The sequence below is a fragment of the Prevotella jejuni genome, assembly GCF_900187995.1.
In the GTDB taxonomy this organism is placed as follows: domain Bacteria; phylum Bacteroidota; class Bacteroidia; order Bacteroidales; family Bacteroidaceae; genus Prevotella; species Prevotella jejuni.
The window spans coordinates 97,813-115,101 of sequence record NZ_FZNZ01000004.1; the positions used below are offsets into that span (position 1 = coordinate 97,813).

Below are 17,289 nucleotides of genomic sequence, written 5' to 3' on the forward strand. Positions count from 1 at the left end.
TCATTTGGTTTGGTAGATGTTAATGTTAAGTGAAAAAATACCATTAAAACGTACATTTGGCTATCAAAAAACAATAATAATGAATAGAATTCTTTATTTTTAATAATAAAGTCGCTTGTATTTTTGTTTTTTTTTCGTACTTTTGCAGAATAATAGGTAAATAGGTATAGTCTACCTGTGAAGGTGACTAATTAATAGTATTAATAGTTATAAAGAAGACATTTCTTCTCTCTGAACAATTATTAACGTAAGAGTTTTCGAGTTAAAAAAGGATTGTATTTTCAAGTAACAGAATTTCATAATTTTAGAGAACGATGCAGAAGATTAAATTCCTCCAGCGCGTAATATGTGTTCTTCTACTGAACCTTTTATGCATTGGGCCATTAAGTCTCCCTATGTCAGCACAAGAACTGAATGGTGCAAAAGTAACTCTCTCTATGCATGATGCGACAGTAGAGGATTTTGCTAATGAAGTTGCTAAGCAGACAGGATTGAATGTAAAGTTTGCAGATGATGATGTGAAGGCGTTTAAGGGTGTGTCCCTTGATGTACGCGATCAGTCAGTTTCAAGTTTGTTACTGAACTTGGCAAACCAGTTCCCACTCTCATATACCGTTGAGGGCAACACCTTGACGTTTGCAAAGAAGGAAGCGGTGCAACGTAAAGGTGGTGTTCGTGGTCAGGTTACCGATAATAACGGTGATCCTATCATTGGTGCCGTTATCCGTGTGGATGGTGTGAATGGTGGTTATGTGACCGATATTAATGGTGAATACGACATTGTGACCGACCTCAAAGAGGTGCACATGACCGTGTCATATATTGGTTATAAGACAGTTACTAAGACTGTAAAGAATGGTGCTATAGCCAACATCACGTTGCGTGAAGACTCAAAGGAAATGCAAGAAGTGGTTGTGACCGGTTATCAGACTAAGAATAAGAACTCGTTTACAGGTTCTCAGGTAGCTGTAAGTCGTGACCAGTTGATGAATGTAGGTACGAAGAATGTATTGCAGAGTATTGCGAGCTTCGTCCCTGGTATGGTCATAGCAGATGATAACCTCAAAGGTTCTGACCCTAATAAGGTGGCAGAACTCAATATTCGTGGACGTGCGACTTTCGAAGGACAGGCCAATACACCAGTCTATGTGGTAGATGGTGCACAGGTAACAGCAGAGTATGTTGCCGATATGGATATGAACGATATTGAGACCGTAACCGTATTGAAGGATGCTTCAGCATCTGCTCTTTATGGTGCGAAGGCTTCTGCAGGTGTCATCGTTATTACCACAAAGACACTGAAAGGTGGTAAGCTGAAAGTGAACTATAGCGGTACAGTACGTCTGTCAACGCCTGACTTACATGATTATCACTTGTTGAATGCAAGTCAGAAACTTGAGTATGAGCGCCTTGCAGGTTTGTTTACAGATACAAGTCCTGCAACTCAATATACACTTGATAAGGATTATGCACGTATATATAATGACATCCAAAGAGGTGTAGAGACTGATTGGTTGTCTAAGCCATTGCGTAATGCCATCTCTCAGTCACATAGCTTGAGTGTAGATGGTGGTGACGACCGTGCGAAATATAATCTTGGTGTACGTTATGGAAAGGATTCTGGTGTTATGAAGGGCTCTGATCGTACTCGTCTTTCAACCAATTTCCGCCTCTCTTACAATATTGCAGGTAAGTTCTTCGTGTCTAACAGTTCGACACTCTCGTCTGTAACGAGTAACGTGTCACCTTATGGTGATTTCTCAGACTGGGTTAAGATGAATCCTTATGAGAACCCATATAACTCTGATGGACAGTTGCGTTCTTCGCTATATCATGACTTAGCAAACCCATTATACGATGCTTCGTTGGGTAGTTATAGTAATTCAAACAACTTCGACTTCCTCAATACAACTAATATTCAGTTGTGGTTCGGTGAAAAGATACGTTTGGATGGTGATTTCACAATCGACCGTAGCAAGCAAGATAGACGTACTTTTACATCTCCTTTTGCCTATAATGAGATTCGTAACAAGACGGCTGATCAGCGTGGTTCACTGACGGACAGTTGGGTAAACACCACTACATTGCAGGGAAAACTTATGTTGTCATACAACAACTACTTCTTTAAGAAGCTCTTCCTTACTGCAATGGGAGGTAGTAGTATGGAGTCTACGTCAACAGATGCGGCTTCCTATACTTCAATAGGATTCTATTCTGATAAGTTAGGACACCCAGCTTTTGCTACAGCGTATGCTGCAACGCGTCCAAGTGGCTCTGATACACAGACGAGAGGAGTAGGTTTCTTCGTTAATGCCAATACGATCTGGGATAATAAATACTTCCTCGATCTTATCTATCGTTATGAGGGTTCATCTCGTTTCGGTAAGAATCAGCGCTTTGCCCCATTCTGGAGTGTTGGTGGTGGATGGAATATTCACAACGAGAAGTTCATGAAGGGCTCGCAAGTATCGCTCTTGAAGCTCCGTGCCAGTGTAGGTTATTTGGGTAACATCAACTTTAACCCATATCAAGCACTGACTACTTATAGCTATAATAGTTCATATTTCTATGGCAAGGGAACTGGTGCTACGCCAATTACTATCGGTAACCCAGATTTGAAGTGGGAGCGTACGCTGAGTACTAATATCGGTGTTGATTTCACTGCCTTCCGTGGTCGTGTCGACCTTTCAGCCGATTACTATATCAAGAATACTGATAACCTGCTCTTGGATATCACCAAGGCACCATCAGTGGGTGTGACTACTTCACGTGAAAACATTGGTGAGGTGCAGAACTCAGGATTTGAGCTCCGTCTGCGCACCTTCCCAATTCAGAATAAAGACTGGCAGTGGTCTCTCGGTTTAACATACGCTTATAACAAGAATAAGATTAAGAAGATCAGTAATTCTCTGCGTGAACAAAATGAGAAGAACAAGGCTGATAATGGTGTTGCACCACTTCCTATCTATGAAGAAGGTCAGTCTTTAACTGCTTTGAAGGTTGTTCCTTCTGCAGGTATCGACCCTGTAACAGGTCAGGAAATCTTCATTAAGCGTGATGGAACATACACCTTTGTTTATGACTCAAATGATAAGGTAATCTTCGGAGATACCAATCCTATAGGTACAGGATCTATCAACTCTTATCTCACCTATAAGCGTTTTGCTTTGAGCTGCTCATTCTTGTACTCCTTCGGAGGTTCTCTTTACAACGAAACCTTAGCAACAAAGGTTGAGGGAGCTAATCCTAAATACAATGCTGATGAGCGTGTATTAAATGACAGATGGAAGACTCCTGGAACAATAGCAAAGTACAAGCGTATTGACGATACAACTACTCCGTATCAGACATCACGCTTTGTAGAGAAGAATAACTTCCTACGTATGAGCAGTCTCTCGCTCTCTTATGAGGTTCCAACGACCTTTATTCAGAAGTACGGCTTGAAGCGTATGTTCTTAGAACTCCTCACTAACGACCTCTTCTATCTGTCAACAGCGAAGAGGGAACGTGGTCTGAACTATCCATACGATAGGAGTTTTGAGTTCTCAGTACGTTTCTCACTCTAAAACTAAATTAGGATAACAATGAAGAAGATAACGAAATATATAGGAATATCCATGGTGGTTGCGCTGCTTACATCGTGTAACGACTTCTTGGATGTACAGCCTAAAGGGCAGCTTACAGATGACGAGATGTTCACTGATATTACTGGTTATGAGGATGCTATGTTTGGTATTTATGGTAAGTTAGCTTCATCTAACCTCTATGGAAGTAATCTCTCATGGGGTATGGTGGATGAGTTAGGCCAGCAGTTCGGTTATGACAATACACAAGACGTAAGTTACTACTTGAACCGCTATCAATATACTAACCAGCAAGCACGCAACGTTGTAGATGCTGTCTGGAGTAATATGTATAACAACATCTCTAATGTCAACAATGTGTTGAGGCACATTAATGATATTAGTGCAGGTGAACAAGAACGCAAGATGATTCACGGTGAAGCCTTGGGTCTGCGTGGCTTTATGCACTTCGACCTTGCTCGTCTTTACTGTACAGACTATACGCGCAGTGATGCAAATACTCTTGGATTACCATACGCAACAGAGTTTAATCTGAAGAACCGCACTCGTTACACCTTGCAGGCAACGTTCAACCTTATTCTTAAGGACTTGAATCAGGCTGACTCATTGTTGACAGACGACAATGATGTTACCTACGATAACAATTTCGTACGTGATTATAGCAAGGGACGTGTGATACTTTTCAATAAGTTTGCCGTTAAAGCTACGAAAGCTCGTGTGTATTACGCTATGGGTAAATACACTGAAGCTGCTAAATATGCCCGTGAGGTTATCAATGCAACACAGAACTTTAAGTTGAATACAAGTACATCACTCGATTCTGTGATGCGCTTTCCTGCTAACAAAGAGATGATTTTTGGAGTTTATGCAGCCGACCGTTCAACAACTATTCGTTCAACATTCCTGCGTTCAACAGGTTATGGTTCCTTCGTTGAAGGCCGTCGTGATTTGCGTAGTCTCTATGAGGTCGACCAATTCACGGCTCTTAGCTCTGACCTCCGATACACCTCTTTCTTTAGAGAAAATACGTCGGGTTCAGCTTCTTCTTTCAGCTTTATTCGTCTAATCCAGAATGATGCTGAGGCTACAAGAGGTGCATTGAAAGGCTTTGTGTTAATTAGTTTGCCAGAGATGTATTACATCTTGAGTGAAAGTCTTTATGATTCAAACAAGACAGAGGCAATCAGTCTGCTCAATCAGGTTAGAAAGAGTAGGGGATTAGGCGATGTTGATGCAGCTAAGGTAGCTACACGTACACTCTTCGAGCAGGAGATGATGCGTGAACGTATGCGTGAGTTCCCTGGTATGGGTCAGACCTTCTATGCGTTGAAGCACTACAACCGTAGTTTTACTGACTTTAGAAATATTGACACATATCAGCCTTCAGATGCCATCTTTAATCTCCCTTGGCCAGATAGAGAGAATGAGTATGGCGATCAGGCAGTTCATAACGAATAATACATATCAAGCAGTCTGTATGGTTTAGCACTGCTAAACGACAAGAGCAAGGCGATTTGTAATAAGCGTTTAGCTATGCTAAATCACAGACTTAAGTGTATAAAAGAAAAGATATAAACGTATAGACAGATATTGTAGTTCGTAAAGACTTAAATAGGATATACTTTTAGAAGGGCTGACTAATATACTATTCCATTGATGTTTACCCTTTACATGGTGTATGATAAGTCTTAACACCAGAGTAGAATATGGTATGGTGAGTTTATGATGGTCTTATGCAGTAGGGCAAAAAGACAGATTTACCATGAGAATTACTTATCGGACAACACTAAAAAACAAATGATTATGTATAAATCAATCACAAACATCTTCGCTATCGGTGCTATAGCTCTATCGTTGACAGCGTGTTCAAACGATAACTACGAGGGAGAATACTCAAAAGATGGTACTTTCGAAGGGGCAAATCAGGTTTATTTCGACCTCAATAATGCTTCTGACACATTATATAATTATTCATTCGGAACACTGCCTACCAGCGTGACCTCTGACACAATCAATGTGAAGGTGAAACTCGCAGGAGTAAGAAAGTCACAGGTACAGCACTATAAGGTGGTTGTTGACCCAAGTAGTTCGGCAAAGGCTGGGGTTCACTTTGTAGCAATCAATAGTGACCAGACAATACCAGCTGACAGTCTTTCAGCGAGTTTCCCAGTAGTACTTTTGCGTCAGAACCTTAGTGATACGAAGAATGACAGTATTCGTCTTGTTCTGCGTTTGGAAGCATCTGACGACCTTGGTGTTCGTTTTCCTGACAAGATAAAGAGGATAATCACCTTCGATAATGTACTAGAAAAGCCTTATTGGTGGTCAAATCCTACACTCCAAGCAATGGGACTTCCTGCTTATACGCCAGCTAAGTATCGCTATCTACTGTCCTTGTATAATTCAGATGCAAGAGCGATAGAGAAGGCTGTAAGTAACCCACGAAGTTGGACACAGCTTTACAGGAATATTCAGAAGTTGAAAGCTTACTTTGCAGCTAACCCTGAGTAATCACATTCATTGGTATAACCATTAATATAATTACACGAAATATGGTAAAGAAATATTTATATCTCTTGGCTATAGCAGCCCTTACCTTCTCATCATGTATTAAAGATGATTCGACAGAAGGAGGCGATAATGTGTCTGTAATCAGCCTGCAGACACCTCTGAACAGTAGCTATACGCTTAATCAAGGAGATACATTGAAGATTAATCCTACGGTATTGCAGAGCAATGGGAAGCAGAAACTCACCTACGAATGGGAGATAAATCATAAGTTGGTATCGAGTGATTCTGCACTTGTTTATCCTATTCAGACCTCTGGAACCTATACTGGACGTCTGCGTCTAAGCAATGGTCAGAATATTCAGATCTATGAGTTCAATGTGAACGTAGAGTATGCTTATACGAAGGGTGTCTTCCTCTTGGCTGAAAAGGACAACAAAGCAATTCTTTCCTACGTACCGACAGAGGACGTGAACAAGAGTTTCCAACTTGATGTGTTGGGTGCTAACAATCCGAATACTAACTTCGGTACTCCTTGCTCAATGGCATGGAACAAGACGATTGGTAGTCAGACAAATAATGTTCTCATCATTGCTGCAGGCAATCCATCAACACTTTATCAGCTTGATGGCTATGAGATGCTATCACTTTTCCAAACTCCTGTTGGTGAGAAGGTAATACAGGTAGAGGCAAACTCTGACCCAGGTTCACCGAAGGTAATGGCAATCACAAAGAACAACTTGTATTCTTTGGGCTTGAACTCAACCAATTTGATCTCACAGACATCACGCTTCACAAGCGCAGTAGGAGGTTCTGTAAAGTTTGCAGACCGCATGACACCATGGTGGAGAGACGACCTCTTTTATGCTCATGGCGATGCTTACTTCGACAACGCACATGGTTCTCTGTTGGCAATGGCTATCGAGAATACATCTGTTCCTGCTGAAATCTTGAAGGGAACCTTTACTGGTGATACGTTGGTAGGTATGGGTAGTGTGAATAAGCAGCGTAACCTTGCTTTGATAACCAATCAGACAAGCACCGGCACATTCTACTTTACATATATTTTCCCAGGTTACTACTCTTCTTCTGCAGATAAGCGAATTGCCGCAAACGTGCTTTATCGTGTTGCGATGCCTTCTACTTCTGGTATCGCTAATGGCTCTGTCGTACGTTCTGCACGCAGTAAGAATATTGTTTATTATACCAATGGTAATGCTGTCTATGCTCACAACGTTCTTGCCAATAGTAATTTCCCAACTTCTGCACTGTTTACAGTAGGGAATAGCACGGAGAAGATAGTTGATATGACATTCTCAGATGATGATAATCTCATCTATGTCGCAACCAATGATGCGTCAGCTGCTATGCCCGGTAGCCTCTACTGCTACGATACACAGACCAATACACTACGCTGGTCTAAGCAGAATATAACAGGACGCATAGTTAAGGCATTATTCAGAAACAAATAATACACTAATGATAAGAATGAATTTCTCATTTAAGAACTCTTTACTTGGAGGGGCATTATTGCTCCTCCTTGTATTGCAAAGTACTGTTGCAAAAGCTGATGATGACAAGTCTAAGGCTAAGCCTAAGAAGGAAACGAAGTATGACAGACTCTTTAAGGATAAGAAGACAGAGACTGCACGCAGTAAGTTTATTACCGTTCATAAGTTTGACAACAAGATTTACTTTGAGTTGCCACGTACTTTGTTGAAAAAACAGATGATGCTTGGTGGAGTAATAACCTCTACCACTGATGCATCTACAGTCACTGTTGGTTCTACAAGTTCTAACCCTGTCTTGTTCTACTTTGACATACAGGATAGCTCGGTCGTTATGAAGACTCCTAACAATGTTCTTTTCAAGGAGAATGCGAACTCAGCAGACCTTGATAGTGCATTGGCCTTGAACTATCGTGATGGTATTTGGCAGGGCTTTAACATCTTAGCTTACAACAATGACAGCTCTGCTGTTGTCTTTGATGTAACCTCTTTGTTAGGTAAGCCAACTAACCTTATCTCGGTTATGCCAACGAAGAATGGTAATTATAGCCTTAAGGCAACTCCAAAATCAGAACTTTCGTTCATTCGTGGGATAAAGAGTTTTGATACAAACGTTATCGTTAACAATGACTTTACGTATGGTGTGTCAACCTCTCTGATGTCTATGCCTATCGGTGGCGAGCGTCCTACAACTGTAGGTGTTAGTTATAGTGTAGCACTTGTGCCTGAGTCTGCAATGCGTCCACGTATCATGGACTCACGTATCGGTGTGGATTATTCTGTTCGTTTGGGTATTCCTCAGGAAGGTGCAAGTACTAAGCGCATCTTCTTCTCACATCGTTGGAACCTCGTCCCAAAGGATAAGAAGGCGTATGCAAAGGGTAAGTTGACTCAACCTGTCAGTCCTATCCGTTTCTATTTGGACAATACTTTCCCAGAGTCATGGAAGCAACCCATCCGTGAAGGTATCCTTGAATGGAACAAAGCATTTGAGAGAATAGGCTTTAAGAATGCTATTGAGGTGGTTGATTTCCCACAGAAGCAGGGTGATTTCGACCCAGATAACATCCAATATTCTTGTATTCGCTACATACCAAGTGGCTCTTCATCTGCTCCTAAGAGTGATGTCCATGTCAATCCTAATACAGGAGAGATTATGGCAGCCTCTATGTTCATCTATTCTGATGTCGAGAAGTTGTTACATAAGTGGCGTTTAATTGAGACTGGTGCCGTTGACCCATCAGTACGTAGCAACCGTTTGTCTGCAGCTAAGTTTGCTGAAGGTTTGAAGATGTTGGTTACAAAGGAAACAGGTAGTATGTTAGGTCTCTTGGATAACCTCGGTGCTTCAGCTACTTATTCTACTGATTCTTTGCGTAATGCACGTTTCACCACAACCATGGGACTTGCTCCTTCTGTTATGGATGACGTTCATTACAACTATGTTGCACAGCCAACAGACAATGGTGTACGTCTTGCTCCGAAGGGACTTGGTATGTATGACTACTTCACAATTGATTGGAACTATCGTTACTTTGATACCGATAAGGTTTCTATCAATGATGAGAAGAATACGCTTGAGGCTTTCATTGATAAGAAAGTGACCAACCCTCGTCTTCGTTATTATGCTGAGCGCAATGCTAAATGGGACCCACGTCTTGCTGCAGGAGCACTTGGTAACGATATGATAGCAAGTGCAAACCTTGCAAATAAGAACTATACAATCGTTGAGAACAATCTCTCTAAGTGGATAAAGAACGATGAAGATACTCGTATCAAGGACCAGCTCTATCTTCAGATATCACAGAATCGTTACGCCTTGTTCAAGCAGGTGTTGAGTAATGTTGGTGGAATGTACCTCAACAATATGAAGATTTCAGCAGGAGTACCGCAGTATCAGGTTGTTCCAAAGGATCTTCAGCGTCGTTCACTCCTGTGGTGTTTGCAGGAAGCTATGAGCTTCAAGAAGTATGCTAACCGTAACTACGAGCGTAAGGGCTACTTATCAGTAAGCTATTATGACCAGAGTTTAGAGTTTATGGGTTACGATTTGATGGCAGCACGTATGCGTGTGGCTATCACTTCTTACTTGAATCCAAACAGTTACACACAGAAAGAGTACTTTGATGATATCTATAACACCCTCTTCAAGAGTGTTGCTGAGATGCGCGCACCTTCTCAGGGCGAGCGTGTTTTGCAGCGTGCATTCATGAGTCAGGCACAGAGTGTTGTCTCTAAGGCTACTGGAAACGGTGGTTCTGGCGGTGGTTCTGGTGCTGGTACAGCTTTGAAGGGTGATGATCTCGGTGCTACTCCAGGATTTGGCGACCCTTCTCAGAATCTTGCACCAACAGTTGACATCTCGCTTGCTGACAACTCTGAGCTTTATTTCTACAACTGTATGTTGAAGTTAAGAACGGCTTTGGAGAAGTGTCTAAAGGCTAATTTGCCACTTGAAGCGCGTACACACTACGAGATGATGCTCTTCAAAATCAATAAGACAATGGAGGTGAAGAAATGAGAAAGACTTCATTTATATCAATGAAATCGGTTCATGTAACCCTACTGGCAGTGGGTTTCTTAGGTCTCTCACTGTCAGCACAGGCTTTCCCTTTCTTTAAGAAGAAGAAAAAGAAGGCTACCACCACTACTACGGTGGCTAAGAAGGATGCCTATGAGCGCATTCTGACTGAAGAGAAGACGGACTCTGCTAAGGGACCATTCGTTTCCTTCTACAGGACAGGTGAGAAACTTCTTGTTGAGTTACCACCATCGTCTATTGGTCGTGACATGCTTATCGGTGCTACTATATCCTCTGTTTCAAGTCCACAGTTTGCTGAGGTTGGTACACGTGCAGGTTCTGTCTCTCACGTACGCTTTATAGAGAAAGATAGTTCTATCGTTATGCAGGCTATCAATTCAGAGTTGCTTGACGCACTGCCTACTGGTGATGCGAAGCAAGCACAGGCCACGAACTATCGTAACCTCGACTTCTATAGCTTCCCTATCAAGGCGAGAAACAAGAAGACGGGTGGTATTCTTTTTGATGCGTCTTCTTTCTTCTTGAGAGAAAGTAAGTATTTCCCAGTGATTGCAAAGATTGCTGGTCCATATCGTGTGGATGCTGACTTGAGGCCAGAGTGGATTAAGGTAACGTCTTTGAAGTCGTTTGCTAACAATGCTTGCATATCAATGATACGCAACTATGTTACCAATATGACTGGTAATAGTGGTAGTGTTGCTATTAGCAATCATCCTGTTTCTATCGGCGTACAGTTTACTTTAGCACTCCTGCCAGAGGATAAGATGACACCTCGTCTGAGTGATACACGTCTTGGTTACTTCCTCACACCGAAGTCAATCGTTAATGACAGTCTTATCGACCATGCAAGCTTTATCAATCGTTGGCGTGTAGAACCTAAGGATCCTGCTGCTTACTTTGCTGGTCAGCTCAGTGAACCTGTAAAACCTATTGTGTTCTATATCGATAATGCGTTCCCTGAAAAGTGGAAACCAGCGATTCGGAATGCTGTTCTTAGATGGAATAAGGCTTTCGAGCGTATCGGTTTCAAGAATGTGATGCAGGCAGTGGACTTCCCAACCAATGACCCAAACTTCGACCCAGATAATTTCCAATATTCTTGTATTCGTTATCTGCCTACGGCAACAGAGAATGCTATGGGACCATCATGGGTCGATCCACGTACAGGTGAGATTATCACAGCTACCGTACTGGTGTATAATGATGTCGTAAATGTCATCAACAGTTGGCGTTTTATCCAGACGTCGCAGATTGATCCGGCTGCTCGTACATTGGATATGCCTGACAGTATTATGCTTCCAACATTGGAGTATATTGTTACGCACGAGGTGGGTCACACACTCGGACTAATGCACAACATGGCTTCATCGGCTGCAATCCCAACTGATTCGCTCCGTTCTGCAAGCTTCACACAGAAGTATGGGACGACAGCATCTATCATGGACTATGCTCGTTTCAACTATGTTGCACAGCCAACGGACAAGGGCGTGTCGCTTACCCCTCCTGAACTTGGCGTTTATGACAAGTATGCAATAGAGTGGGGCTACCGTGTCTTCCCTAACTCAAAGAGTTTTAGGGATGATGTGAAACCGTTGATGGCACTCGTCGCATCCCATGCTGACGACCCAATGTATCGTTATGTTCTCCAGCAGTCACGCTATCGTTATGACCCAACTGCCATTGAGGAGGATCTCGGTGACGATGCTGTGAAGTCAAGTACTTACGGTCTGAAGAACCTTGAGTATATTCTCAAACATTTTGATGAGTGGATTCCTGATGGTACAGACGGTACTCGTAAGGCAAAGCTCTATCGTCAGATGGTTTCTCAAGCTTATGGTTATGCACGTAATGTCTATGCTGTCATTGGTGGTATCAAGTTGAATCAGAGCACAGAGTCATCTGGTATTCCTCGTTATGAGGTCATGCCTAAGGAGAAACAACGTGCTGCCGCAATGTGGTTGTTACAGGAAGCACGCAAGTTTGGTAAGCGTGGTGTTGAGAGTATCGAGAACCGTTTACCTCAAATCAACTCGCATCCTTACAAGACATTGGCAAGTGGTATCCAAGAGATGGCACTCTCTGCAACTGCGCGTTTAGCATTGAGCTATTATGCTGACTCTACTTCTTATTCTCCATTGGAGTATTGCGAAGACACGTATAATAATGTTTGGGCTAAGACAATCGCAGGTGATGAGAATCTCGACGACGATGATATCGCTATGCAGCAACTCTATGTTGAGCGTCTGAAGGAAAACATTGTTGAGGTTAAACAGGTTGGTAAGGTGCGCAGCTTGCGTGATGATAAGCAGGATGTTGCTTTCCTTGGCTTCGGTGTTGGCTATGGTGAACCAGACACAATGTGGACGGAGACCATCGACCGTACAGCTGAATATGTGTTCCACTATGCACAGAAGCTTCAGAAACTTCTTCAGGAACGCATTAAGACAACGAAGGACACGACCGTAAGGTCTCAATATGAGTTGATGTATGCACGTGTCCAGCGTTATATGAATGGTTAATCTACCGTGTTAACATACATCTCAGAGGGTATATCTCAGGCGTCTGTGTCTTGGATATACCCTCTTTCTTTTTGTTCAGTGTTAGGATAGAGTATCGTTTTGTTGTTATTCTTTATGGTGGTACTGAGTGTCCCTCCGTAAATCTTTATATCTCTCTGTGAGGTTTGATGTAGCTTTATGACATGATATGGAAAGTCTTGTTAAGGTGTGATGATAATGTCCTTTGTTAGCCATAAATTGCTTACGTAAGCCAATCTCCCTATATACTATATTTTTTTAATTTTACTTTGCTGTCATTTTTAACATTTCGTGTAAGTGCATAGGAATTAATTAGTTATATGCTTATAGATGGTGACAGGAGTGACAGGAAAATTGGTTTTGGTTGAATTAGGTTACTATGGTCTCTTGTTTTAACGCATGATTTTTGACTTAGAAAAATTCTTCTATATGCCATCACTACGGTTTGTTAGTTTTTTCAAGTGATTTTTCAATGAGCCTTTATGATATTGTTCTCCGTTCTTTTTAATTCTCTATTTAGGTTATTTTAGGGCGAGATTAGACAAATAATGATGTGTTTCTATTGTTCTGCAGATGCCTTTTGCGATTTCTTTTGTAGGCTTAATGTGTTACGTTCCCAAAAGACACCGTCAGAGTAACCTTGAATGTCTTTGTTCTCTTCAGCCATACGTAGGCGTTTAGATGACAATAGGGCATACTCCTCATTGATTTCTATACCACAATAGTGTCTACCTAATTTCTTAGCAACAACGCATGTTGTTCCACTTCCAAGGAAAGGGTCAAACACGATACCCTGCCTTGGACATGAAGCTAAAATGAGTTTAGCTATCAGCTTCTCTGGCTTTTGAGTTGGGTGGTCTGTATTCTCTGGCATTGACCAATAAGGGATACTGATGTCATCCCAGAAGTTAGATGGGTAGGTAAGGCGAAAGTTTCCGTCTTCAGTCTCTATCCAGTCTTTGGGTTTTCCGTCCACTTTATAAGGGGCTAAAACTCTCCTTTTCTGCATTACGGATGCTACGTCAAAGTAATAGTCTTTATCATTGAGGACACCAAACCAGATGTCTTCCATAGCATTCTTCCAGTTTGTTTTCGCTCCACGACCCTTTTCACGTTGCCATGTAATACGGTTCTTGATGGTTACATACTCACTCATGACTTGATAGATAGCACTTGTACTTTTCCAATCACAACAGACATATATACTCCCGTTAGGTTTTAATAGCTCTAACACCTTGGGAAGCCAACATCTTACATATTCAATATAGGTCTTGTCGTCCGTAGCCTTGAACTTAAATCCTGCAAAGTCTTTCGATAGATTATAAGGAGGATCTATGATAAGCAGGTCTACAAAATGTTTGGGTAGGTAATCTATAGCCTCAAGTAAATCTTGATTATAAATTTTATTGAGTACTTCATCGACCGATGACGACGTGTTAAGTTGACATAAATCCTTCTTTAAGTCTGTTCGTTCGCTATCAGACAAGACAATAGTACGGTTTCGTGTTGCACGATTTTTCTCCATATTAGGCATCTTAAATATTGTTTTGTTATCGTTTCTGTGTCCCTTCGTCCATGAGTATCTACTATGGCGAAGAACTCCTTGATACAAAGGTACAACTTTAAGTGAGTTATTCCGACTATCTATTTTGTTTTTTGATAGAATAAATGAATAATTCTAATTTATTACCATCCAATAGTTTTATAAGAACGAAAACGTCGTTTTCTACGATCTAACCCAATGCTTTCTCTTTACGAACGAGCACTTTCGGCAGATAGTAAACTACGACAGAGGATATAGTGCCTCAGGTTGTTTCTCTCCTTCCTAATCCTTCTTACCGAATTATTTTCATGAAAATAAATATTTCTTGTCGTGAAGAAAAATATTTTTTGTCATGAAAATAATTCTTTCTACTCATGAGAATAATTTGGTTTCGACACAAAATAAGCCCCTCGTAGGTAGTTTTCTCCTTGCGAGGGGCTTGTCGTTTATAGTTGATTGGAAGCTTGATGGCTTGATAGGTTACGCCTTTAATGAAGGCTATAATCTGTTCTTTTCAGCCTGTCCAGCACCTGTACCCTTGTATTTGCTTCGTGAAGTATTGAACTTATAAGTAACAGTTAGAACAAACTGACGGCTGTCGTATGTACCAATATATTGAGTCTCCATAGACTCTGTGTAGCTAATTCCTCCTTCTTTTTGGGTATGGAACAAGTCTGTTCCACCAATACGAAGTGCGAGTCTGTCCTTTAGGAAAGACTTGGTAAGGTTGATGTCAAGCGAACCTCTATTGCTTGCTAATGAGCTAATTTCGCTATTGCCTTTTGTAACGAGGTAGGACTCCATTGATAGTAACCAGCCTTTGCCGAAATCGAATGTGTTGTTAAAACTGAATTGCCAGATTGGTTTGTTCAGCTTATAAGTCTTTGTACTCGTATGTAATGTGAGCCATTGCTTCTTCATTAATGCCGTGAACTCAGGTGTCCAGATACCGATTGTTGGCGAAAAAGCTAACTGAGTAGATATTGTCTTGATGCTTGGAAGATTCGTGTAGGTAAGACGTGAGATAGCTGAATTATGGCTGTTTTGTTCGCTCCAGAAGACAATGGCGTGGCGACGGTCATTGTATGAGATGCCAAACTGGATGAACTTCCACATAGCTCCTAAGCTTATGTCGTGGATATATTCGTGCTGAAGCAGTGGGTTACCCGACTGCATCAAGAAACGATTGCCGTATATAACGTTATTGCTTAACTGACTATAAGAAGGGCGACGCGTCCTCGCTGCATAGCTTAATTGCATCTGTAGGTCTCCTAATTGAGTAGCTACAGAGATACTTGGGAATAAGTTGCTGAACGAACGACTCTGATTAGCAATGTGCTGTCCGTTCTCATAATAGTTGAAGCGTACCGCCTCCCAGCGCAGACCAGCTGTCAACTGGCAGATAGATAGCTGGTGTTTGTATTCCATAAAAGGGGCTATATTCGACTCTTTTAGCTGTGCGGATGAGCTTGGGACATAGTTTTCAGGATTGCTATATGCATCATTGCGGTTCGTATAGGTATATTCTGCACCCACTGACAGATTACCTCCTAAAACTGGATAGCCCAAAGTTAGCTTAGAAGCAAAGAGCCTGTTGCGCTCTTGATTGTCGGAAGTCACGGTGCGACTAACCTTGTTGCGACTTTCTTCTCGATAGGTGGTATGGTTATTTTGCTTGTTATAAAGATAATCCGCATTGAAGTCTATGTCCATCTTTCCTATCTTTCCAACATAGTAGAGATTAATGAATTGGGAAGGACGATGGGACTGCTTGCATGTTGCAAAGGTGTTAATATGGTCGTAGAAAGTCCCGTTTGCCGTTACATCACTACTAAGAAAAACAGATAGGGGGAAGTTATGAGGGAAGTTAATCATGTATTTGATACCGACAGAATTGCTGTCATTCAGCTGATAGTCTGCTCCTATAGTATTCTTGACAATAGAATTCTTATCGGGGACTTTTTGCGTGAAATCCTGCTGCCAGAGGGTGTCAGCGTGAACAATAGTAGTTGTTGTGCTGTGTTCGAGGCTGTTGTCAAGTGAATAGCCATGCGTACCAAAGAGTTCCAGATGCTTATGGCGATATTTCCAGTTCAGCTGTTCTGAGAGGTCTACATTTTCCGACTGGTAGTAGGCGGAGCGTACATCGAAGCCAAAGCCGTCGCCTACAGCCTTCTTCGTTCGTATCTTTACGACTGCTCTTACTGCTGCATTATATCGGCTTCCGGGATTGCTTATCACCTCAACGCTCTTGATATCGCTTGATTTCAGGCGTTCAAGCTCAGCTGCATCGCGCATCTGACGACCGTTGATATAGATGATAGGTGTACCTCTACCAAATACTTCGTAGCCATCTTTCTTCTTTGTCAGTCCCGGGACATGTGCAAGGACATCCTCACAAGTACCGAGCTTGCTCAGAATGGTGTTCTCGATATTCGTTTGTAAACCCTCTGTTGTCATCTTGTGTAGGGGAGCATTGCCTTTGACGACCACCTCTTTCATCATTTTTGCATCTTCTTTCAGAACGATAGTCAGGTTATCTTGGTTGGAAAGAACCGTAGTAAAGGGTTCATAACCTACAAAGGAGGCTTTAAGGATATTACCTACTGTAACCTCCTTGAAGTTGAAACTGCCATCATTAGCGGTTGTTGTACCAGCAATGAAGGTAGAATCCTTGGCTGAAAGGATAATGACATTTGCGTAGGGGATAGGCTTCTTGTTTTCATCAAGCACCTTTCCAGATACGGACTGTGCGCTGGCTCGAAGTCCAGTGCAGAACAAAAGGAGGATAAGTAATAGTTTTTCCATAACTAATGAAGTTAAGTGAAACGAAAGGTTCAAACTCAGTTGCGCTTTTAAAAAGCGATAGGTTTCAGCTACAAAGGTATGAAAAGATATGGAAACCAATAAAAAAAAAGGAAAAACTTTTAGTTTCGTACGTTTTTTCTTAGGCGTAAGGTGGTTTATAGATGATGCTTTATACGAAATATGAGTATAATGATGAGTGTTAGTGATGTGTGATGCCATGCTATAGGATTATCCTTTGCTTTGTGAGAGCCTTGGTATT

The 17,289-nt window shown here is 41.7% G+C and carries 8 protein-coding genes; 6 read left to right on the top strand and 2 right to left on the bottom strand.

The genetic code is table 11. The features are described 5' to 3' along the window. Window positions 1-314: 314 nt before the first annotated feature. The 6 genes from CHB62_RS02390 to CHB62_RS02415 all read left to right on the top strand — a co-directional run bounded on the left by CHB62_RS02390 (window position 315) and on the right by CHB62_RS02415 (window position 12,661). A complete protein-coding gene (locus CHB62_RS02390) occupies window positions 315-3,566 on the top strand; it encodes a SusC/RagA family TonB-linked outer membrane protein (RefSeq protein ID WP_089365551.1) in 3,252 nt (1,083 codons plus the stop codon). 18 nt (window positions 3,567-3,584) lie between these two features. Further along, window positions 3,585-5,042 (top strand): RagB/SusD family nutrient uptake outer membrane protein, encoded by a 1,458-nt coding sequence (locus CHB62_RS02395; protein WP_009012276.1) that lies wholly within the window; start codon window positions 3,585-3,587, stop codon window positions 5,040-5,042. Between the two features lie 345 nt (window positions 5,043-5,387). Next, entirely contained in the window at window positions 5,388-6,095 is a 708-nt protein-coding gene (locus tag CHB62_RS02400) for a DUF4843 domain-containing protein (protein WP_009012277.1), read from the top strand. Between the two features lie 41 nt (window positions 6,096-6,136). Then, window positions 6,137-7,564: a PKD-like domain-containing protein gene (locus CHB62_RS02405; protein ID WP_089365552.1), complete on the top strand. Its 1,428-nt coding sequence runs from the start codon at window positions 6,137-6,139 to the stop codon at window positions 7,562-7,564. 7 nt (window positions 7,565-7,571) lie between these two features. Further along, the gene (locus CHB62_RS02410; protein WP_089365553.1) at window positions 7,572-10,121 is read left to right on the top strand and encodes a zinc-dependent metalloprotease; all 2,550 of its coding nucleotides are present in this window, start codon (window positions 7,572-7,574) and stop codon (window positions 10,119-10,121) included. Between the two features lie 20 nt (window positions 10,122-10,141). Then, the gene (locus tag CHB62_RS02415) at window positions 10,142-12,661 is read left to right on the top strand and encodes a zinc-dependent metalloprotease (protein WP_089365554.1); all 2,520 of its coding nucleotides are present in this window, start codon (window positions 10,142-10,144) and stop codon (window positions 12,659-12,661) included. Between the two features lie 577 nt (window positions 12,662-13,238). On the opposite strand, the gene CHB62_RS02420 is transcribed toward CHB62_RS02415, so the two are convergent. Then, on the bottom strand, window positions 13,239-14,213 hold the full coding sequence (locus CHB62_RS02420; RefSeq protein ID WP_089365555.1) for a DNA-methyltransferase: 975 nt from the start codon (window positions 14,211-14,213) through the stop codon (window positions 13,239-13,241). Between the two features lie 507 nt (window positions 14,214-14,720). Further along, window positions 14,721-17,030, bottom strand: a complete 2,310-nt coding sequence (locus CHB62_RS02425; RefSeq protein ID WP_089365556.1) for an outer membrane beta-barrel family protein — start codon at window positions 17,028-17,030, stop codon at window positions 14,721-14,723. Window positions 17,031-17,289 lie beyond the last annotated feature (259 nt).